14 protein-coding genes and 1 pseudogene are annotated in these 20,520 nt (G+C 47.0%); 10 read left to right on the top strand and 5 right to left on the bottom strand.

The window, feature by feature from the left end:
* The first annotated feature begins 250 nt into the window (after positions 1-250).
* The 7 genes from MTO98_RS25565 to MTO98_RS25535 all read left to right on the top strand — a co-directional run bounded on the left by MTO98_RS25565 (position 251) and on the right by MTO98_RS25535 (position 10,356).
* Positions 251-3,187 carry a beta-galactosidase gene (locus MTO98_RS25565; RefSeq protein ID WP_243481814.1) on the top strand — a complete coding sequence of 979 codons (2,937 nt, stop codon included), beginning with the start codon at positions 251-253 and terminating at the stop codon, positions 3,185-3,187.
* Positions 3,188-3,530: 343 nt separating this feature from the next.
* Positions 3,531-5,360, top strand: coding sequence for a beta-galactosidase family protein (locus MTO98_RS25560; RefSeq protein ID WP_243481813.1), 1,830 nt, complete (start codon positions 3,531-3,533; stop codon positions 5,358-5,360).
* Between the two features lie 468 nt (positions 5,361-5,828).
* Complete coding sequence (locus tag MTO98_RS25555; protein ID WP_243481812.1) at positions 5,829-6,524, top strand: family 16 glycosylhydrolase; 696 nt, start codon at positions 5,829-5,831, stop codon at positions 6,522-6,524.
* A gap of 11 nt (positions 6,525-6,535) precedes the next feature.
* Positions 6,536-7,723: a galactokinase gene (locus MTO98_RS25550; protein ID WP_243481811.1), complete on the top strand. Its 1,188-nt coding sequence runs from the start codon at positions 6,536-6,538 to the stop codon at positions 7,721-7,723.
* A gap of 65 nt (positions 7,724-7,788) precedes the next feature.
* Complete coding sequence (locus tag MTO98_RS25545; protein ID WP_243481810.1) at positions 7,789-9,459, top strand: sodium/sugar symporter; 1,671 nt, start codon at positions 7,789-7,791, stop codon at positions 9,457-9,459.
* A 218-nt stretch (positions 9,460-9,677) separates the two neighbouring features.
* Entirely contained in the window at positions 9,678-10,010 is a 333-nt protein-coding gene (locus MTO98_RS25540; protein WP_243481809.1) for an ATP-binding protein, read from the top strand.
* Complete coding sequence (locus tag MTO98_RS25535) at positions 9,976-10,356, top strand: AAA family ATPase (RefSeq protein ID WP_243481808.1); 381 nt, start codon at positions 9,976-9,978, stop codon at positions 10,354-10,356. Before MTO98_RS25540 ends, MTO98_RS25535 begins: the two co-directional genes overlap by 35 nt.
* Before the next feature lie 59 nt (positions 10,357-10,415).
* On the opposite strand, the gene MTO98_RS25530 is transcribed toward MTO98_RS25535, so the two are convergent.
* From MTO98_RS25530 to MTO98_RS25525, 5 genes and pseudogenes are all read right to left on the bottom strand, one after another.
* Positions 10,416-10,781: a DUF6805 domain-containing protein gene (locus MTO98_RS25530; protein ID WP_243481807.1), complete on the bottom strand. Its 366-nt coding sequence runs from the start codon at positions 10,779-10,781 to the stop codon at positions 10,416-10,418.
* A complete protein-coding gene (locus MTO98_RS34325; protein ID WP_256464318.1) occupies positions 10,751-10,993 on the bottom strand; it encodes a DUF4986 domain-containing protein in 243 nt (80 codons plus the stop codon). The genes MTO98_RS25530 and MTO98_RS34325 overlap by 31 nt, the downstream gene beginning before the upstream one ends.
* Positions 10,994-11,010: 17 nt before the next feature.
* Positions 11,011-11,226 carry a DUF4986 domain-containing protein gene (locus MTO98_RS34320; protein ID WP_256464381.1) on the bottom strand — a complete coding sequence of 72 codons (216 nt, stop codon included), beginning with the start codon at positions 11,224-11,226 and terminating at the stop codon, positions 11,011-11,013.
* A 38-nt stretch (positions 11,227-11,264) separates the two neighbouring features.
* Positions 11,265-11,477: a hypothetical protein gene (locus tag MTO98_RS34495; protein WP_371825383.1), complete on the bottom strand. Its 213-nt coding sequence runs from the start codon at positions 11,475-11,477 to the stop codon at positions 11,265-11,267.
* 17 nt (positions 11,478-11,494) lie between these two features.
* Positions 11,495-12,630: pseudogene (locus tag MTO98_RS25525) on the bottom strand (beta-L-arabinofuranosidase domain-containing protein).
* 522 nt (positions 12,631-13,152) lie between these two features.
* Here MTO98_RS25525 and MTO98_RS25520 point away from each other — a divergent pair.
* The 3 genes from MTO98_RS25520 to MTO98_RS25510 all read left to right on the top strand — a co-directional run bounded on the left by MTO98_RS25520 (position 13,153) and on the right by MTO98_RS25510 (position 20,516).
* Positions 13,153-15,327 carry a family 43 glycosylhydrolase gene (locus MTO98_RS25520; RefSeq protein ID WP_243481806.1) on the top strand — a complete coding sequence of 725 codons (2,175 nt, stop codon included), beginning with the start codon at positions 13,153-13,155 and terminating at the stop codon, positions 15,325-15,327.
* Positions 15,328-15,339: 12 nt separating this feature from the next.
* Positions 15,340-17,427 (top strand): alpha-L-arabinofuranosidase C-terminal domain-containing protein, encoded by a 2,088-nt coding sequence (locus MTO98_RS25515; RefSeq protein WP_243481805.1) that lies wholly within the window; start codon positions 15,340-15,342, stop codon positions 17,425-17,427.
* A 116-nt stretch (positions 17,428-17,543) separates the two neighbouring features.
* Positions 17,544-20,516: a beta-galactosidase gene (locus MTO98_RS25510; RefSeq protein ID WP_243481804.1), complete on the top strand. Its 2,973-nt coding sequence runs from the start codon at positions 17,544-17,546 to the stop codon at positions 20,514-20,516.
* The last annotated feature ends 4 nt before the right edge of the window (positions 20,517-20,520 follow it).

Raw genomic sequence — 20,520 nt, 5'->3', positions numbered from 1 at the left:
CAGATTATATCCTTATACCGATCATTTAAGCCCCCAGATAATCCCTGATTTAAGTTTTACTTTGCGTTTGAACGACCGTACGTTTGAATTCAAGGAATCAAGCAAATTATGAGAAAATCGCTCTTTCTTTTTCCAATCTGGTGTATGCATTACAGCAATTTCAAAGTTTATTTTTCGTGCGGCGGCTTTTCGCAGCCGGCGTCAGCTATTCCTAAGTCACAATTTACGCAGTTTAATGATATTTCTTAAAATGAAAAACAGATACGGCAATACCTTGGTAAGGCCATTGTTATTAGCTTTTCTCTTTATGGTCTGCAGCCTTTCGCTTAGTGCGCAGTCTAATGATTATATGTTCCCGGCCTCTCCCGTAGCCAAAAAATTTATTGACTTTGATGCCCGCGGATTTCTCATCAACGGGAAAAGGACTTTCCTGGTTTCGGCCGGACTTGAATATGCCCGGATCCCGCATCAGTTGTGGCATGACCGCCTGCTTCGTTTAAAACGGGATGGTTTCAACTGCATTGAAATTTATACTTTCTGGAATTTTCATGAACCCTTAGAAGGCCGGTTCCGCTTTAGCGGCGATCAGGACCTCAATGGCTTTTTAAAGGAGGTAAAAGCACTCGGCCTGTATGCGATTGTCCGGGTCGGACCTTATTACTGTGCGGAATGGGACAGCGGAGGCTACCCGATCTGGCTGCGGTTTAAGGACAATGTCATCGTACGTTCCCCGAATCCGGCGTTTGAACAATACATGGATCGTTTTTTCGACAAGCTTCTGCCGATCGTAAAAAATAACCAGATCAATAAAGGCGGACCGGTGGTACTGGTTCAGTTGGAAAACGAACATCCCGCAGCATGGGGTACGATAATGCCGAACGATTATTTCAGACACCTACAGCAAAAAGCGCTGGCTGCCGGGTTGGAGGTTCCTTATTTTTTCAGCGGGCTCAATCATGGCAGTGACCCGGCCGGGGATCGCCAGTCGTTTGATGACCCGAAGCGTCCCAGTCCCTGGTTTACGACGGAGTTTTGGAGCGTATGGTACAATCTTTACGGATCTACACAAAAAGACGCTGATACCTTTGGCCGGCGCACATGGAAGATTATTGCAGATGGAGGAAATGGCTATAATTATTATATGGCTCATGGAGGCACCAACTTCGATTACAGCAATAGCCATGAAGATGCAGCATCTTACGATTACGGGGCGGCCGTGGGGCAAACTGGCGACCTCCGGCCCATCTATTACCAATTTAAACGCAACGCATTATTTGCCAGGAGTTTTGAGGATATTCTGGAAAACAGTACAAACGCCGGTAGCTACCAGGACATTGTTTCCGATACGGCACTAAAAGTAAATACCAGGCATAGCATCAGCGGGGATATCGTTTTTATCGATCATCACTGGGGGGGTAACGTTACCGTGCCGGTCAAAATTGCTGGTCAGCAGGCGGCTATTAAATTCACCTTAGGTTCGGGTGAAATATTGCCGCTTGTGCACAATTTCAGACTAGGCGGAGGTGTCACCATCGATTGGGCTCTGACCCGCGTCCTTGGAATCAGCAAGCAGGGTGCAACGACAACGATTGTTGTTTACGGAGGGGCTGGCAGCCAGGGAGAATTGCGGTTGTCGTTATTAAAAAAATTGGTTCCTGTTGCCGGCTCAAAACCTGTTAACATAAAAGGAAATAAGGCAGTTATTCAATTCAGTTACGGCAGGGCTGAGCCAGAAGTCTATAGTTTCAGAACGGGAGGCAGGATGATCCGTATTCTTGCGGTAAACACGGAACTTGCTGACAGGACCTGGTTTGTTGACCATGACCATAAAAACTATGTCATCACCGGCCCGGAATATATTTCAGACATAGATGAGTCCGGTGGCCGGGAAATCAAGCTCCTTACTGAGCATTTTTGGGAACAAAAGCATATTTATCCAACATGGATCTTTGGAGATGGCTTTAATAAAACGGGCACTGAATCTACTTTATCAGCAAAAACTCCTGATGTAAGATTCACGCGTGGGTGGCTGGCAAAAACAGCTTCCCTCCCGGCTGCAGCAGGCTTTGACGATAGCGGGTGGAAAGAAAGCACCACTGCGCTGGAAATGGGCGCAGATGGCGATATTACGGCGAATGCATGGTACCGGGTCAATATAAGTATTAAAACTCCTGGTCTTTATAAGTTGAATGTCAGTAAAGGAGGGGGAAGATTTATCGTGTTTGTTGACGATAAACGGGTAGCAGACGGAGAGATCAGTCAGTTGCAGTTTGATCTCGCCGCGGGTGATCACAAACTGGCCATGTTCGCTGCACATGACGGCAGAGATAAGCTTTATGGCTTTATTGGCTCCCTGCAGAGCGTCGATGTGAAAGGTATATCTGGGGACGTTTTCCTTCAACGCGGAAAAGCAACATACCTCACTGACTGGAAGATGATTGCGGCGAATGACTACAAAGAGAAGACGGCCCTCGTTATTCCATCATTTGAAAAAGCAGTCCCTTACCGGATTGGTCAGGATCCTTTCAACCAGCGTCATGGTTACGCCTGGTTCCAGTGCATTTTGCCGGCGAATGATACCCGCGTTCCGCGTTTCATCAATTTTCGCAGCATTGATGATAAGGCCACTGTATTTGTAAACGGAAAGCAAGTTGGTGGTGTCAATGAATGGGACAAACCGTTTACGGTGCCCGCCGGGAAAAGTGCGTCCGGGAATCCTACAGTCGTTACTGTATTCGTGGAAAATAGGAACGGTTCCGGGGGGATAGATAAACCGGTGGAGGTCCTATATGATGATGACGTATTTCTAAGCGGCTGGAAAATGAAAGGCGGGCCAGGTGATATGTTATCTGCTGCCGGGTGGGAGGCGCTTAGGGCAGGCGACCAGTTTGACCGGCCTTATTTTTATAAAAATACATTTACGATCGATAATCCCAATCCAGGCCGTCACCCGATGTGGCGTGTAACGTTTGCGGGCTTAAGTCACGGCTTTATTTTTGTGAACGGTCATAACCTAGGCGGTTACCCGGAAAGGGTTCCTGTAAACAGCCTGTACATTCCGGAATGCTGGTTAAAGTCGGGCGAGAATAGTATTGTCATTTATGATCAGTATGGAAATCGGCCGGATAATGTTGCGATTCAACCGGAAACCGCGGCAAGCCGTGATCTCCAAACAGTATCTTTTTAAATAGGACGGCATGCCTTGAGCCCCGGCCATCTTTTTTGGAAGCAAGCCAACGTTGTCTATTGGTAGGCACCGGGGTGCCAGGAGCTTAATGCGGCAATAAATCACATCGTGTAAATAGTAATCCGGATGTTAAGGCGGTATTGCCCCCTTTAATTTGCTGATTTACCCCCTGAATGTTAAATTATTTTAACGGTATTTAGTGCCAACCAATTATTCAAGGCCTGTAAACTGAATCGCTTATTGATGAATTTTCAGTCTGTTTTGGTTGCCACAGAAAATAAAATGTTCGACTGCCGGTTCGGTAAAGTCTACACTAAAAAAGAAAAAACTACACAAAAAAAACATGAAATTTAAATGGCACTTATTTATCCTGGCGCTCCTACTAAATCAGAGCCGGGCCATCGCACAATCTTCTACACATACTTTTGCTCTGAGTGATTCAACCTTTCTTTTAGATGGAAAGCCTTTTCAGATGATCTCTGGTGAAATGCATTATCCTCGTGTACCTAAAGAGGCCTGGCGTGCCAGAATGAAGATGGCCAAGGCCATGGGGTTGAATACCATTGGAACCTATGTGTTCTGGAACCTGCACGAACCTCAAAAGGGAAAGTTTGATTTTAGCGGTAATAATGATGTAGCAGAATTTGTAAAAATTGCCAAGGAAGAGGGATTATGGGTAATCTTGAGACCCAGTCCTTATGTATGTGCAGAATGGGAATTCGGTGGGTATCCTTACTGGCTGCAAAACGAAAAGAATCTGGTTGTACGCAGTACCGAGGCCAGCTATCTCAAGGAGTATGAGACATACATAATGGAGGTCGGCAAGCAGTTGGCCCCGCTGCAGGTTAACCATGGAGGAAATATCCTGATGGTCCAGATTGAAAATGAATATGGCTCTTTCGGAAAAGATAAGGCATATCTGAAGATCAATCAGGACCTGTTTAAAAAAGCGGGATTCGATGGGTTGCTTTATACCTGTGACCCGGCTCCGGATGCCAGAAACGGCTCTTTACCAGGTCTTCTTCCTGCTGTAAACGGAATTGATGATCCTAAAAGGGTTAAGGGCCTTGTAGACAGCCTACATAATGGTAAGGGGCCATATTATATAGCAGAATGGTATCCGGCTTGGTTCGATTGGTGGGGAACAGCCCATCACACCGTGCCCGCCGAAAAATACGTTGGAAAGTTAGATACGGTATTAAGTGCAGGGATATCCATTAATATGTATATGTTTCACGGAGGTACAACAAGAGGTTTTATGACCGGTTCCAATTATAAAGGGTATACCCCATTTGAGCCGCAGACCAGTAGCTACGATTATGACGCCCCTCTGGATGAGGCGGGAAACGCGACGCCTAAGTATATGTTGTTCCGTTCCGTGATTCAGAAACATCTTCCACCAAATGTCACCCTGCCGGATGTCCCCAAAGCAAAGCCCGTGATGGCCATTCCGTCTATTCAATTTACAAGCGCTTCTTATCTTGAGGATATGCTGCCTGCACCGGTAAACAGCCCTACGCCGCTGACTTTTGAGGATTTGCGCCAGGATTATGGTTTTGTGCTTTACCGGACAAAAATTCAGGGAGGCCGAAAAGGATTGCTAACTATTGAAAAATTAAGAGATTATGCTATCATTTTGGCCAATGGAAAACGGATCGGCGTATTGGACCGGCGGTTAAATCAGGACAGCCTCAGCATCACTTTGCCAAAGGGTGAGGTTACGCTGGATATTCTGGTTGAAAATATGGGACGTATTAACTTTGGTAAATTTTTATTGGAGAATAAAAAAGGGATCACTGGAAAAGTATCGTTTAACCGCGAAGAGCTGAGAAACTGGCAAATGTTTGGCCTTCCTTTTCAAGATCTCAGCCAAATTCATTATAAGACTTCCCCATTGATCAGTAACGGGCCGGTTGTAAAAACGGCGTCATTTAAGGTAGATCAGGTTGCAGATACTTATCTGGATATGCAAAAATGGGGTAAAGGTATGGTATGGGTTAACGGGCACAATCTGGGCCGGTACTGGGGAATTGGTCCGCAACAAACATTGTACCTGCCTGCAGAGTGGCTCAAAAAAGGAAAGAATGACATCGTCATATTGGAATTGTTAAAGCCCCAAAGCCAGGAATTACACAGCCTGACCAACCCTGTATTAAACAGTATCGCCAACTAAGCCCTTTCCCTAATTTAAATCTATAATAAAGAACCGGCTTAGGCCGGTTCTCTTTTGAATTTCCGGGCCTGTCAGACCTGGCATAGATCGGCCGGAAATTATAACGTTTTTCCCCCTTAATATTACTGATTTGGTACCTACAGCCAATACCCGAAGTCGTTTTATTTGCAAGGTGATTCATAAATTCAGACATGGATAAACAATCATCAAAATTGAAGCTCAGGAGAAAAAGAAAATATGAAAATTCGTTTAACAGCCGTAAAAGTTTTAACCCCGTTCCTGTTATTGGTGATGATCCCTGATCCTGCTGATGCGGAACCCTGTCATTGTATACACTCGGCGATGCGCCTGCCGGAAAGAGCCGGGGCGGTTAAGGACACTTCAGGTGGCTATAGGCTCGTCTGGGCAGATGAGTTCAACCACAAAGGAGCCCCGGATCCCGGTAACTGGAAATTCGAGGAGGGCTATATGCGTAATAATGAATTACAGTGGTACCAGTCTCAAAATGCGAAGTGCAGTAAAGGCTTACTGATCATTGAGGCACGGAAGGAACACTTGCCCAACAAAACCTATGATGCCCAGAGTGAGAACTGGAGGACCCGCCGGGAGTTCATCGAGTATACTTCCGCCAGTTTAAATACGGCAGGCGTGCATAGCTGGATATACGGTCGTTTTGTAATGCGCGCCAGGATAGACACCAGCGCGGGCCTCTGGCCAGCCTTCTGGACACTTGGAACTAATGGTGAATGGCCTTCCAACGGTGAAATTGACATTATGGAGTTCTACAAACGTAAGCTACTGGCTAATATTGCTATCGGGACGGACAGGCGTTATAATGCCAAATGGTACAGTAATACGAAGGCCATTAAAGATTTTAAAGATCCCGATTGGTCCAAAAAGTTCCACATATGGAGAATGGACTGGGATGCGCAAGGAATAAGCCTTTTTGTGGACGATGAATTATTGAACCATGTCGGGATGGAAGAGCTGTATAACCGGGATGGCGCGAGGTCAAAGCCATTCACGCAGCCACAGTATATTCTGCTTAACCTTGCTGTCGGGGGAGATAACGGCGGAGACCCTTCCACCACATCCTTTCCGAAGCAGTATGAAATAGATTATGTAAGGGTTTACCAGCGGGCAGGGGGCAATAAAGCAAAATGAATATATCGGAAATGAAAAAGGTGCTTGAATCAGAATTCCAAAAGGAGTACAAAAAACTACCGCAAAAAAGCTTTTTCGCGCCCGGAAGGTTGAACATGATCGGAGAGCATATCGATTACAACGGTGGCCTTGTCATGCCCTGCGCGATCACGATGGGGACTTATTTGCTTCTTGCACCCAATAGTGATCATCTGTTCCGTATAAATAGCGCCAATTTTGAGGAGTCGGTGGAAATTCCTCTCGCATCATCTTATATAAAATCGGGCGAGAGTTGGTATAATTACCCTTTAGGAGTAATCCATTTCATGATGCAGGACAAATGTAACCTCGATGGGCTCGATCTGCTGTATTATGGTAATATCCCGATAGGGTCTGGTCTTTCCTCTTCCGCTTCCATAGAACTTGTCACCGCTTTTGCCCTGAACGATTTTTTTTCATTAGGATATTCTCTTTTGGAACTGGTATTACTGTCGCAACGTGTGGAAAACAAATTTATCGGTGTTAGCAGCGGCATAATGGACCAGTTTGCGGTAGCCTTCGGCCAGAAAGATAAGGCATTGCTGTTAAATTGCAATAACCTGGAATATGCCGTAATAGACAGCCACCTTGATCCTTATTTGCTCGCCATTATTAATACCAATAAACCAAGAAAGTTGTCAGCGTCTAAATATAATGAAAGGGTAGGCGAATGCGCTCTGGCATTAAAAGCATTGCAGGAAGAGCTTGATCTCACTTATTTGTGTGATATAGATAGTGTAGCGTTTCAACAGTACCAGTATCTTATTACCAGCGAGACCGTGAGACGACGTGCGCAGCATGTCATCGAAGAAAGTGAACGTGTAAAAAAAGCAGCAACAGCTCTTGCCGGACGTGACTTAACAGGTTTTGGTAAACTGATGTATGAGTCCCACGATTCATTGAAAATGCTTTACGAGGTGAGCGGAAATGAGTTGGATGCCATTGTTGACTATGCGCTTACGGACAAAAATGTGATCGGGGCCCGCATGACGGGAGCCGGGTTTGGTGGTTGTGCAATAGCCTTGGTAGCAAAGGAGGGATTTCAGCGTTTTTCAGCCGGGCTGACCGTTTATTATGCAGCTAAAATTGGCTATTCTCCAACCATTTACAGTTCGGAAATAGGTCGGGGTGTCTGCACGTGGCTCAGCGCATTACCTGAGATTGACCATCCGGACGATTAAACATTCCCTATAAAATGCGGGACAAGGTCCGGGAGCAAATTATGATAAATACTAAATTTTTAAATATGAAAAGACTTCAAACCGGTGACTATATTGTTTTTCTTGTTTATTTCTTAATTGTTGCACTCTATGGATGGTGGGTTTACCGGAAAAAGAAAACTGCGGTCAGCGGTTCGCACGATTATTTTTTAGCAGAAGGCTCGCTGACGTGGTGGGCAATAGGTGCATCGTTGATCGCATCCAATATTTCTGCTGAACAGTTTATTGGCATGAGCGGGTCCGGCTTTAAAATGGGCCTGGCGATTTCAACCTATGAATGGATGGCCTCGTTGACGCTGATCATCGTCGCTGTCTTTTTTATCCCGGTTTATCTGAAGAACAAGATCTTTACAATGCCGCAGTTCCTGAAACAGCGTTACAACGGAGCAGTGGCTATGATCATGGCCATATTCTGGCTGTTGTTATATGTAGTGGTTAATTTAACGTCGATACTGTATTTAGGGGCGTTGGCGGTGAGCAGTATTTCCGGCGTCAGCTTTACCGTGTGTATTTATGGGCTGGCGATATTTGCCATTATTATCGCACTGGGCGGGATGAAGGTGATCGGGTACACCGATGTGATCCAGGTGTTTTTCTTAATACTGGGAGGGCTGGTTACCACATATATCGCGCTGGACCTGGTGGCACAGCATTTTGGCAGTGCGGGCCCTTTAAACGGGTTTAAACTCATGGCGTCCCATGCGGACGATCATTTTCATATGATCTTCAAAAAAGATAATCCCAATTACATGGACCTTCCCGGCCTGACCGTGCTGATCGGTGGTATGTGGATCGTGAACCTCAACTACTGGGGCTGTAACCAGTACATCACCCAGCGTGCGCTTGGCGCTGATCTGAAGACGGCACGCGGCGGCATTTTATTTGCCGCATTCCTGAAGCTGTTAATGCCGGTCATCGTCGTGCTGCCGGGTATCGCTGCCTATGTGTTATACAAACAGGATCTTTTCCAAAAAGAAATGCTGCATAACGGTGAACTTAACCCGGACAATGCATATCCGGTTTTGCTTGATCTTTTGCCGACGTACATGAAAGGCCTGTCTTTTGCTGCGCTGACAGCGGCCGTGGTTGCATCACTGGCTGGGAAAGTTAACAGCATTGCGACAATTTTCACGCTTGATGTGTATAAAAACGCCTTTAAAACAGATGCCAGCGAGGCGAACCTGGTTAAGGTTGGCAAGATCGCGGTTGTAGTGGCTATGTTTTTGGGTATCGTGATATCGCCCTACCTGGGGATTGATAAGAAAGGCGGTTTCCAGTACATCCAGGAATATACAGGTTTTGTGTCGCCGGGTATTTTCGCTATGTTCATTCTAGGTTTCTTCTGGAAGAAAACAACTTCCAATGCAGCTTTATTTGCGACTGTGGGCGGTTTCATCTTGTCGGTTATATTTAAGCTTTTACCGGGATGGACCGATCTTGCCTTCCTGGCACCGAGCGGTTTTTCCAAGTTAACGGATGCTGGCGTTTACGAGATCCCCTTCCTGGACCGCATGGGTTTCGTATTCTTGATCTGTATCGCTGCCATGTATGTGATCAGCATGATCGAGAACAGCAAGGGTAATCGTCCGAATGCGCTTGAAGTTGATACCAAAATGTTTAAGGCACATCCTGCCTTCGTAGCGGGTGCGCTGCTCATATGTGGTTTGTTGGTAGCTTTGTATTCGATTTACTGGTAAACCGTTTACAGCATGCTTGTTTTAATTGAACCGTTATATTTTTGGTGGTTGTAATACGATAAATTAACAGGGAGAAGTATCAAGAGGTGTAGCTTTGCAGATGTGACCCATCTGGCCTGTAAAACAGTTCCAGAGTTATTATTTGTAGAATAAATGTATAAATATGATATATAGAGGCGAATTAAAAGACATCTATTTCATCAAGGGAAACACAGATCGTGATATATATCTTTAATCTTCCCTTTTTCAGCAGGCATGATGGACTTAAAATGCATCCCAAAGTAACTTACCTGGTGGGTGAAAACGGTAGTGGCAAATCCACCCTGCTGGATGCTATAGCTGTAGCTTCGGGATTCAACCCGGAGGGTGGTTCGGTTAATTTCAATTTCAATACCCGAGCGTCGCATTCCGTGTTTCACCGATTTTTACGTACTTCAAGAGCAGTACACCGGCATACTGATGGATATTTTTTAAGAAGTGAAAGCTTTTTTAATGTTGCTACGGAAATTGACAATCTTGACGCTCAACCTCTTGGGGCCCGTCTCCTATAGAGGTCAGCCCCTGCATGAAAAATCGCGTGGTGAATCTTTATGGGCATTGTTTTCCAATCGATTCTCCGGAAACGGCTTTTATATTTTGGATGAGCCGGAAGCAGCCTGGTCTCCGGCGCGGCAGATGGCGATGCTTTTGAGGATGGATGAACTGATAGCGGAGCGATCTCAATTTATTATTGCCACTCATTCGCCAATTCTTATTGCCTATCCGGACTCGCTTATCTATGAATTTAGCGACAGCGGAATGCAGCTAAAAAAATATGGACAAACCGAGTTATTCTGTACGTATCAGGATTTTTTCAAAGATCCCGGATATATTATTAAACAACTATTGAGATCGTAAATCCCGTAGAATGCTAGCCCGTTTTCGGATTTGAGAAACAAAGAGGTTCGAGCCATTCGTTAACCGCAGACTGGATGCGGATGTTTAACGGTTAGTTCCATCTCATAAATGCAGCCGGTTGCTTTACCTCCGGTAGCCTTGAACTTCACTATCAATGAACCTTTTGAGGACCTTCTTATATCCTCAGGAATTACATACTGTTTTGTATAAAGCAGGTTGCTGCGATTTCCGTTTAAAGCATCATTTGCATTAAGTTTATCATTTACCAGGATACTGAAACTTTTACCGGCATCGCTGCCGTTATAAGTGATGAGCAGGGCCCCTGCCTCGCGGGCTTTATCGGTTAACGTATAAGAAAACCAGCCGAGAGCAGCCCGCCAGTGCCTATCCAGGTTTATGCCGGTATTTGAATGCTCGCTTTCCATGGAATGGTCATTTTCCGGCTGTTGTTCGCCGGGGTAACAAGGTCTATTGTCTTTGTCGCCAGGTAGGTTTCATTTTCCTCTTTTAGTGCCTGGTTTTCACCTGCAACTATACTTTGCGGGCTTTTCTTTTGCCAGTAGACGATATATCGGGCATCATGTATTTTATAAAAGGGAACCAGCTGCAGGCCCGAATATTTTGCAGGGAAAATCAATTTGGGAGCAGTGAAGGTCAGTGGCTATCAGGCACCTGCCGGATAAACGTGGTGTCGTCGTTTTTACCGTTTACAAAAAACGGCATATCCTTCAGCGGCAGCTGCCTGCCCTGGGCAACATGGCCCATCCGGCTGTCGTCGGCCAGCAGACCAGGCATGTCGGTGGTATCTATTATTGCGGCCAGTACAATCGGGCCGTGCACGACCGCTTCGTAATCTAATTCGTCCGGCAACCGTTCAACAGTGTTGTTCATCGGTAAGAAAACAGTGATCACGTCACCTTTTTTCCAGGCCCTTTTGATCGAAACGTAGCTGGGGGGGCCGTTATTTCACAGGGTTTATCATTGACACGGATCTGCAGACCTTGGGACCTGACCCAGGATGGATAGCGGATATTAATAGCAAAAAGAGGCTGATTAACCTGATTGACCGTTATGGTTGTCCGTTCGGTCTCGGGGAAGTTTGTTTCCTGGGTGATTTTCAAACCCTTTTCCTTCCAGGTTAACTGTGAAGGAATAAACAGGTTAACGACAGGTTTTGCTCATCGTGAACATAGATCATTTTGCCGTATTTGGAATGATTTTCCATGCCCGATCCTACACAGCACCACATCCCCGTTTCCGGTTGTGAATAGACGCGGTACTGTCCCGCCCGCATCGGGGTAAAATACACAAAGCCTCCTTTACCGGCACGTTGGGTTATCAGGATATGGTTATAAAGGGCCCGCTCATAATAATCGATGTAGCTTATCTTTGGATCCGCCAGATAAAGTCCTTCGGTAAGTTTAAGCATGTTATAGGTATTGCAGGTTTCAGGTCCCTGTTCACTGGTCATCATGGAAGAAAAATCATAGGCCGGATTAAAGTGCTCCCGTACGCTGTTTCCGCCTATAGCAACCGTACGGCGATTGACCACGGTTTCCCAGAAAAACCGGGCCGCGTTATAATAATTGCTGTCCCGGTGAACGGCATCTATGCGTTCAAAGCCGATAACTTTTGGTATTTGTGTATTAGCGTGCAAGTTATTGAGCTTGTCCTGCTTTTCCTCCAGGGGTTCCAATAAAGCCTGATGAGAAAAGCGGTAAGCGGCATCAGGTATTTTTTATCATCGGTGATCGCGTACACATCGGCCAGTACATCGTTAATGCCACCATGTTCAGTCCGGAGCATCTCTTGCATTTTTGTCTCGTCAAGCGCAGCCGACAGCTGCACGAACCAGTCGGCAAACTTCAGCAGCATGACTTTCGCGGTTTCATTGCCGGTATATAGATAAGCATCGCGAATTCCGGCGAATGTTTTGTGGATATTGTAAAGCAGGCCCCCTTTTTTATTAAAAACGTCGATATTGCCTTTCATGACCGATGACCAGAAGACCCGGCTTCCTGGTACGCCGCCGATTTAACCGTTTTTGTTTTTATCCTGGCATTCTTTCAGTTCCGATGACATATAATTTAAGCGGGCCAGCAAATCCTTATCGCCCGTTGAAGCGTACATCATGGCTAAAGCGGAAAGATAATGGCCGCCGATATGGCCGTCCAGGCCCGTATTTTCCCAATTCGTATAACTTGCTGCTTTAGGCCGGAGGCCGGCTTCCCGCAGGTATGGAGCCAATAGCCTGTCGGGTACCAGTTGCTTCATGTACCGTAAGTCGGTCTCCTGAGCATCTTTGAAAATTCCGTTTAGCAATTTTACATCCCGTAAGTCGAAGGTCCGGAGCCCCTGTTGCGGCTGCGCGCTGAGGGATAAAGAAAAAACCACAAGTATTCCGGTAATTAAATTTTTAATAAGGCTTTTCATAGTATCAGGATTTACAAAGGATAAACAAAATAAGCGACATACGGCGGCATTTTCAGAGGCCAAATCAATATAATTAGCGGCATAGATCGACATACGGAATCGTCTGTCAGCGATGATTGCCCGGATTACCAATACCACCCCCTTTTTTTACCATATTGGCCACCCCCTTAACCTAAAAATTATATTTCTTTTGTCCTGTCAATGATGCCAATTTTATAAGTTAAAAAAGACGTTATCGGAGAGAAAGGATTGTTAATGATAAACGGGCGTATCGGTTACATCGGCTTAGGATCGCCTGGCTGTCCGGTATCTGTAATCCTTCTTGCGCAATTGCTTCTAAATACCATACACTACAAGAAAGGAATGAATATCATCAGCAACCTGAACAGATCAGCAAAAAGTCTTTACCTATTGTCATTTTTGCTTTTGGCTGGAATACAAGGCTACGCACAGCAGGGTGCCGGGAAATACAGTGCCTACTTGTTTACCTATTTTACAGGTAACGGCAATGGCGAGGAAGCTATCCGCTTTGCCCTCAGCAATGACGGGTACAATTATCGGGCGTTAAATAAGAACAGGCCGGTATTGAATACAGCGCAGATCAGTGCGACGGGTGGCGTGCGCGATCCCCATATCCTGAGGGGCGCTGATGGAAAGACCTTTTATATGGTTGCAACCGATATGCACGTAGCCGTCAACGGCTGGGGGCCGAATCTCGCTATGGTACTGATGAAATCCAGGGATCTGATCAGCTGGACCTCGCAATCTGTTAATATCCCCAAGGCGTTCCCGGAGCTGGCTGCTGTTAACCGGGTTTGGGCACCACAGACTATATACGATCCTCAGGAAAAGAAATACATGATCTATTGGGCGATGCGTTTTGGCAACACCCCTGATAAATTATATTATGCCTATGCGAACAGTGATTTTACCGGGCTGGAAACCGCACCCAAACAGCTGTTCTTCAGTCCGGACAACGCCGCCTGTATCGACGCCGATATCATTTTAAAAGACGGCAAATACCATTTGTTCTTCAAAACAGAAGACAGGAGCCCCGGGATAAAAAAGGCAGTTTCAGACTATCTTACTGAAGGATATGTCATGTATGATAAATACCTGCAGCAAACCACTGCGGCCGTGGAAGGATCGGGGACATTCAAAATAAACAATTCGGACAATTATATCCTGATGTATGATATGTATATGAGTGGTAAGTACCAGTTTACCCAAAGTAAGGATTTATTAAGCTTTCAGGTAATTGATAATGACATTTCGATGGATTTCCATCCCCGTCATGGCACAGTGATGCCGATCACCGCTGCGGAATCTGCGGCGCTGGCCGGCAAGTGGCTGACGCCGGATGATGTGATGCGGTTCAGCAATGCGGCTGCGCTGAAGAAAGAGGCCACCGTGCAGGACACTTCCGCAGGTACATTGCTGCTGAAGGTAGTACCCGGAACCGGACTGAGTTCATTTGACCCGGGCTTTATTACTTTTCCCGGTGTAACGTTAAGCCCGGAACACGCTGCAAATTTCAGCAAGGGACCGGTTAAATATACCGTCAGGATCAAAGGCCAGCCTGCAAAGACTTATATGGTAAGCGTCATGCAGGACCATAACCCTGTCCTGAAGGGACTGTTTGCAGATCCGGAGATCCTGTACGCAGAAAAAACAGGGAAATTTTATATCTATCCGACCAGTGACGGTTTTGATAACTGGTCGGGCACCTACTTTAAGGCCTTTTCCTCACCGGACCTGGCCGAATGGAAAGATGAGGGCGTAATATTGGATCTTAAAGATGTGAGCTGGGCGAAGCGGAATGCCTGGGCACCGTGTATCATTGAAAAGAAGATTGATAATAAGTATAAATACTTCTATTATTTCGTAGCAGCGCAGAAGATCGGCGTTGCTGTTTCGGACAGTCCGACCGGTCCGTTTATCGATTCCGGGAAGCCGCTGATCGATCAATATCCCGCGGGTATCACGAGGGGACAGCAAATCGACCCGGATGTATTCACCGATCCTAAAACAGGTATAAGCTATTTATACTGGGGCAACGGTTATATGGCGGGTGCCGAACTGAACGATGATATGATTTCCATAAAACCGGGCACCACGAAAGTTCTGACACCTGACAGGACTTACAACGAAGGCACTTATGTTATCTACCGTAACGGTCTTTATTATTTTATGTGGTCAGAAAATGATACCCGGAGCGAAGATTACCGTGTCCGTTATGGCACATCCGCCTCCCCGCTTGGAAAAATCGATGTTCCCGATGATAATTTGGTTATTGCCAAAGACAGGTCGCTCGGCATTTACGGGACCGGTCACAATTCGGTGATCCAGATTCCTGGTAAAGATGAATGGTACCTGGTCTACCACAGGTTCAGCTATCCCAAAGGAATAACGATGGGCGGTGCTGCGGGTTACAACAGGGAGGTCTGTATCGATAAGCTGGAATTTACAGGGGATGGCAAAATAAAGCAGGTCAGGCCCACCCATACGGGCATACAGGGCGTCAGTTTCAAAAAATAAGCAGCCACTGAAATGAATCGTATCAATATCCTTAACTCCCCCAAAAGCCCTATACCGGTACTGCTGACTTGCCTGCTATTGTTTTTCTTTTCAACAGCCGTGGCGCAGCCTCATCATACGCAGGGAGCTGAAAAAACTACTGCCGGGAAAGCGATCAGCCCTGACCTTTTCGGGGTCTTTTTTGAAGATCTGAGTTATGCGGCGGATGGCGGACTTTATGCGGAACTGATACAAAACCGTTCGTTTGAATATAACCCCGGCGATCATAAAGGCTGGGATGCGCTGACCTCCTGGGATTATACCACGGAAGGTTATGGCTATGGCAGTATTTCAGTAGAAACCAGGTTCCCCCTGTCAGCACAAAACCCGCATTACGTGGTGCTCAATGTTGATGAAGCCGGAAGCGGCGTGGGACTGACCAATAGTGGGTTTGACGGCATAGCGGTAAAGGCCGGTGAGCAATATAAATTCTCCGTTTTTCTGAAGCAGTTTTCCAACTCCGGGATCCCAATCGAGGTCCGGTTACAAAGCAAAGGCGGCGTTGTCTACGGACGCCTTGACCTGAAAACCGAAAGCCGGGAATGGAAGCAATACGGGGCTGCGATCACATCGGACGCCACCGATGATAACGCGGTGTTGGTTATCGTGGTAAAGAAAAAGGGCATTTTGGGTTTGGATATGGTTTCTTTATTCCCCCAGAAGACCTTTCATAACCGTAAAAACGGCCTGCGGGCAGATCTCGGGCAGGTGATAGCCGGTCTGAAGCCGAAATTTATGCGTTTTCCGGGGGGCTGTCTGACCCATGGGGACGGGCTGAATAATATTTACCGCTGGAAAAACACCATCGGCCCGGTAGAACGACGCGTTGAGCAACGCAATATCTGGAATTATCACCAAAGCATGGGGCTAGGTTATTTTGAGTATTTCCAGTTCTGTGAAGATATCGGGGCTAAGCCGGTTCCTGTGGTAGCCGCTGGTGTGAGCTGTCAGAATTCCGGCGGATCTTGGCGGATAGGAAGCACTGGACAACGGGCTTTATCCCTGGAAGCGATGAAGGGTTATGTACAGGATATTTTGGACCTGGTGGAATACGCCAACGGATCAGCAGCTACAAAATGGGGCGCGAAGCGCGCCGCCGCCGGCCATCTCAAGCCGTTTAACCTGGAATACCTGGGTATTGGCAATGAGGATAAAATAACGCCGGAGTTCAGGGAGCGTTTTCGACTGATCTATGATGCTATAAAGAAAAAATACCCCGCAATCACTTTAATCGGCACCGTAGGGCCGGACCCTTCAGGTGCTGAGTATGAGAGGGGCTGGGCTTTTGCCGGCCAGATGGCTATCCCGGTCGTGGATGAGCATTATTACCAGAAACCAGATTGGTTCCTGAACAATAATCTGCGATATGATGCTTATGCGCGATCCGGATCAAAGGTTTATATAGGGGAGTATGCATCCTGGGGAAATGAATTAGCCAACGCGCTGGCGGAGGCCTCTTATATGACCTCACTGGAGCGCAACGGGGATGTGGTCAGGATGGCCTCTTACGCCCCGCTGCTGGCCCGTCAGGGCAATACGTCCTGGAATCCGAACCTGATCTATTTTACCAACACGAAGGTTTGCCCGACAGTAAATTATTATGTGCAGCAATTGTTCTCCTGTAACCAGGGAGACAGGTATTTCGACCATATCGTTTCCTTTATCGGCGGGAATGTTTTAAAAGATTCCAGCCTGGCGGCATCCTGTGTCCGGGACAGTAAGACAGGAGATATTATCCTCAAGATCGTCAATTGCCGTCCGTCATCTGCGAAGGCTGAAGCCAGCCTGACCAGGTTCGGTATGATCAATTCAAAGGCAAAGCTGCTGGTGCTGAGGGGTAAGCCCGGTGATCAGAATACGATGGATGACCCCGGAAATTGCCAGCCGTCAACAGCTGATTTTACAGCACAGGAACAGGTGTCCTATGAGGCACCGCCCTATTCTTTAAGCATTATCCGCATTAAGACATCTGCCAGTGGAATCAGGATAAACGATAAGCAAGACCCGCGGGATGCTAAAAAAGAAGTTGAAAAGAACGTGCCTGTGCTCAATACGCTGTAGCACCGCGGCGCATCAGGTCGTTTCTGAATAGACAACGCACTGGTTTTTTGGCACCGGGTTGTACAGATCAAAACAGTAAAACATTAACCCAATTAATATTAACTATAAGCGTAAAAATGAAAAAGAAGGTTATTCACAGAATCGTATACGGGCTGATCATGCTGGGGTTCTGCTTCAGTACGAACCCGGTTACAGCGCAGCTGGTCGAGCACCCCGCCGATGAAAAACATCCCGAAATGTACCCGGCCGCTCCAGAAGCCAGTAAGAGTGTCAGGTTTGATGCCAGGGGATTTCTGATCAATGGCAAGCGAACCTTCCTGGCATCTGCAGGATTAGAGTACGCACGTATCCCGCATCAGCTCTGGTATGACCGGTTGCTCCGCCTGAAACGGGACGGATTCAATTGCGTGGAGATCTATACTTTCTGGAACTTTCATGAACCAAAAGAAGGCCAGTTCGAGTTCAGGGGCGACCAGGATCTGGATGGCTTTTTAAAGCTGGTCAAAAAGCTGGGTATGTATGCTATCGTGCGTGTCGGACCTTATTATTGCGCGGAGTGGAACAGTGGGGGCTACCCGATATGGCTGCGGTTTAAAGACAATGTGGTTGTACGGGCGGATAATTCCCAGTTTGAAAAATATGTAGATCGCTTCTTCGACAAGCTGATGCCTATCGTGAGCAGTAACCAGATCAATAGAGGCGGCTCCGTAGTTTTGGTACAGCTGGAAAATGAGCATCCGGAGGGATGGGAAAATAAATCCACGAATGCTTATTTCCTTCATCTGAAAAATAAAGCGCTTTCGCTGGGCTTACAGGTACCCTATTTTTTCAGTGGCATGCATCACGGAGGTGACCCGGCCGGCGACGCGCCATCCCTGGATGATCCGGGACGTCCCAGCCCATGGATGACAACTGAATTCTGGAGCATCTGGTATAGCTATTACGGATCGAGCCAGAAAGATGCCGATCTTTTTGGCCGGCGTACCTGGAAGATCATTGCCCATGGCGGTAATGGTTACAACTATTACATGGCGCATGGCGGAACAAACTTTGCTTATTTTAATGATGGTGGCGCAACGTCTTATGATTATGGGGCAGCTGTGGGACAAACCGGCGATCTGCGGCCGATGTATTATCAGTTTAAGCGAAATGCGCTGTTTGCGACAAGCTTTCAGGACATATTGGAGAATAGTAAGGATTCTCCGTTGTACAGGAATCTGGTAACTGATACCGGTTTGCGGGTCAACACCCGTCACAGCGAAAGCGGTGATATTATTTTCCTGGACCATGAGAAAGAAGGAGATGCCAAAGCATCGGTTCATTTGCCGGCACCACTGGGCGATGTCAGCCTGACGCTTAGGCCCGGGGAGATTCTGCCCATCGTTCACCATTTTAAATTAAATCCGGGCGTAACCCTGGATTGGGCGGTAACGCGGATTCTCGGTATCAGCCGCCAGGGGGCCACTACTACGCTGGTGGTATATGGACCTGGGGGGTCACAGGCAGGATTGCAATTTTCATTGCAGGGTAAACCCTCCGCTGTACCCGGTCTGAAACCGCTCAAAATCACCGGCAAGCAGGCCATTTTAAATATTTCTTTTGATGCGAATCAGCCGCAGACCTACGGTTTCAAAACCGGCCTGAATACCATCAGGGTACTGGCGGTTAACACCGCCCTCGCTGACCGCACCTGGTTTCTGGATGATAAAGGAAAAAATTATGTAGTGACGGGACCCGAGTATGTATCTGAACTGAGTGTGCAGGCCAAAGGCGGTATCAAAATCGGGACCGAACATTTCTGGAAGGAGAGCCAGGTTTACCCAAGCTGGATTTATGGTGATGGCTTCAGCAAAGTTGCTGCGAAAGCGGATTATCGTACAGATACGTTAGACAAACCTTTTGTGAAATTAGCCGGATGGGAATATAAGAGCGCATCAATCCCCGCAACCGTTGATTTTGATGACAGTAAGTGGATGAAGAGTGGGGAAGCAATGGAGATGGGCGCGGATGGCGACGTTTCCGCAAATGCCTGGTACCGAACGACGGTCGATATCAAAACGCCGGGTATTTATAAATTGAACATCAATAGCGGTGGCGGCCAGTTCATTTATTTTATGGATAATAAAAGGGTGGCTTCGGGCGGCATGAACGAGATTCCTTTCAACCTGACAGCGGGGACACATCAGCTTGCGATCTATGCGGCGCATGACGGCAGAGGGAAGCTTTACCGTTATATAGGGCTTTTAAAAGACGTGGAAAAAAAGGGAATAACAGGAGATGTGATCCTCCATAAAGGCGATGCTCCCTATTTTGTCACAGGCTGGAGGATGATCAAACCGGGTACTGGACAGGACGGAAAGGTTCCGCCAATCCCTGCTTCTTTTGCAGCAGCCATTCCCTACAAAACAGGAGAGGATGCATTCAAAGGATTGTCTGGTTCTGCCTGGTTCCAGGCAAAGATCAATGTCAGCGGAGGCCGCAAACCGGTTTGCTTTATTTTTCGGAGCATTGATGATCAGGCAACCGTATATGTGAATGGTAAAAAGGCGGCTGTTCAGGATCAGGGTGACAAGCCTTTTACGGTGCCTTATGACGGATCTCTTGATGCCGACGGCGCTGTTACGATTACCGTTTTCCTGGAGAACAAAAGCGGTCCCGGGGGAATCGATAAGCCGGTGGAGATTATTTACACGGACGATCTTTTCCTGAAGGGGTGGCGCATGAAAGGTGGCCCGGGCAATTTTGAGTCAACCTCAGGCTGGAAGACCCTCGACGCATCAGCACCTTTTGACCGTCCTTATTTCTATAGGAGTACGTTTACTATTAACAGAAAAAAAGCCAGCAGCTATCCGATCTGGCGGGTAACTTACCAGGGACTGAGCCGCGGCTTCGTCTTTGTTAACGGGCATAACCTGGGTGGTTACCCCGAAGGTATTCCGATCAACAGTCTGTATATTCCGGAATGTTGGTTAAAAGAAGGCGAAAATGCGATTGTCTTCTATGACCAGTTCGGCAATCGCCCGGATAAGGTAACGATATTGCCTGAGGCGGTTTCAAGCCGTGCATTGCATGTGACTAACTTCAAATAAAAGT

The sequence above is a fragment of the Mucilaginibacter sp. SMC90 genome (assembly GCF_022811725.1).
GTDB lineage: Bacteria > Bacteroidota > Bacteroidia > Sphingobacteriales > Sphingobacteriaceae > Mucilaginibacter.
Note: the sequence above shows the minus strand (reverse complement) of the source record. Positions and strands in the feature narration are given on the sequence as shown.

Excerpts from the sequence above, each read along its gene's own strand:
- MTO98_RS25555 (WP_243481812.1), top strand. The coding sequence starts at position 5,829 with ATGCGTAATAATGAATTACAGTGGTACCAGTCTCAAAATGCGAAGTGC.
- MTO98_RS25560 (WP_243481813.1), top strand. The coding sequence starts at position 3,531 with ATGAAATTTAAATGGCACTTATTTATCCTGGCGCTCCTACTAAATCAG.
- MTO98_RS25550 (WP_243481811.1), top strand. The coding sequence starts at position 6,536 with ATGAAAAAGGTGCTTGAATCAGAATTCCAAAAGGAGTACAAAAAACTA.
- MTO98_RS25545 (WP_243481810.1), top strand. The coding sequence starts at position 7,789 with ATGAAAAGACTTCAAACCGGTGACTATATTGTTTTTCTTGTTTATTTC.
- MTO98_RS25515 (WP_243481805.1), top strand. The coding sequence starts at position 15,340 with ATGAATCGTATCAATATCCTTAACTCCCCCAAAAGCCCTATACCGGTA.
- MTO98_RS25510 (WP_243481804.1), top strand. The coding sequence starts at position 17,544 with ATGAAAAAGAAGGTTATTCACAGAATCGTATACGGGCTGATCATGCTG.
- MTO98_RS25565 (WP_243481814.1), top strand. The coding sequence starts at position 251 with ATGAAAAACAGATACGGCAATACCTTGGTAAGGCCATTGTTATTAGCT.
- MTO98_RS25530 (WP_243481807.1), bottom strand. The coding sequence starts at position 10,781 with ATGGAAAGCGAGCATTCAAATACCGGCATAAACCTGGATAGGCACTGG.
- MTO98_RS25520 (WP_243481806.1), top strand. The coding sequence starts at position 13,153 with ATGAATATCATCAGCAACCTGAACAGATCAGCAAAAAGTCTTTACCTA.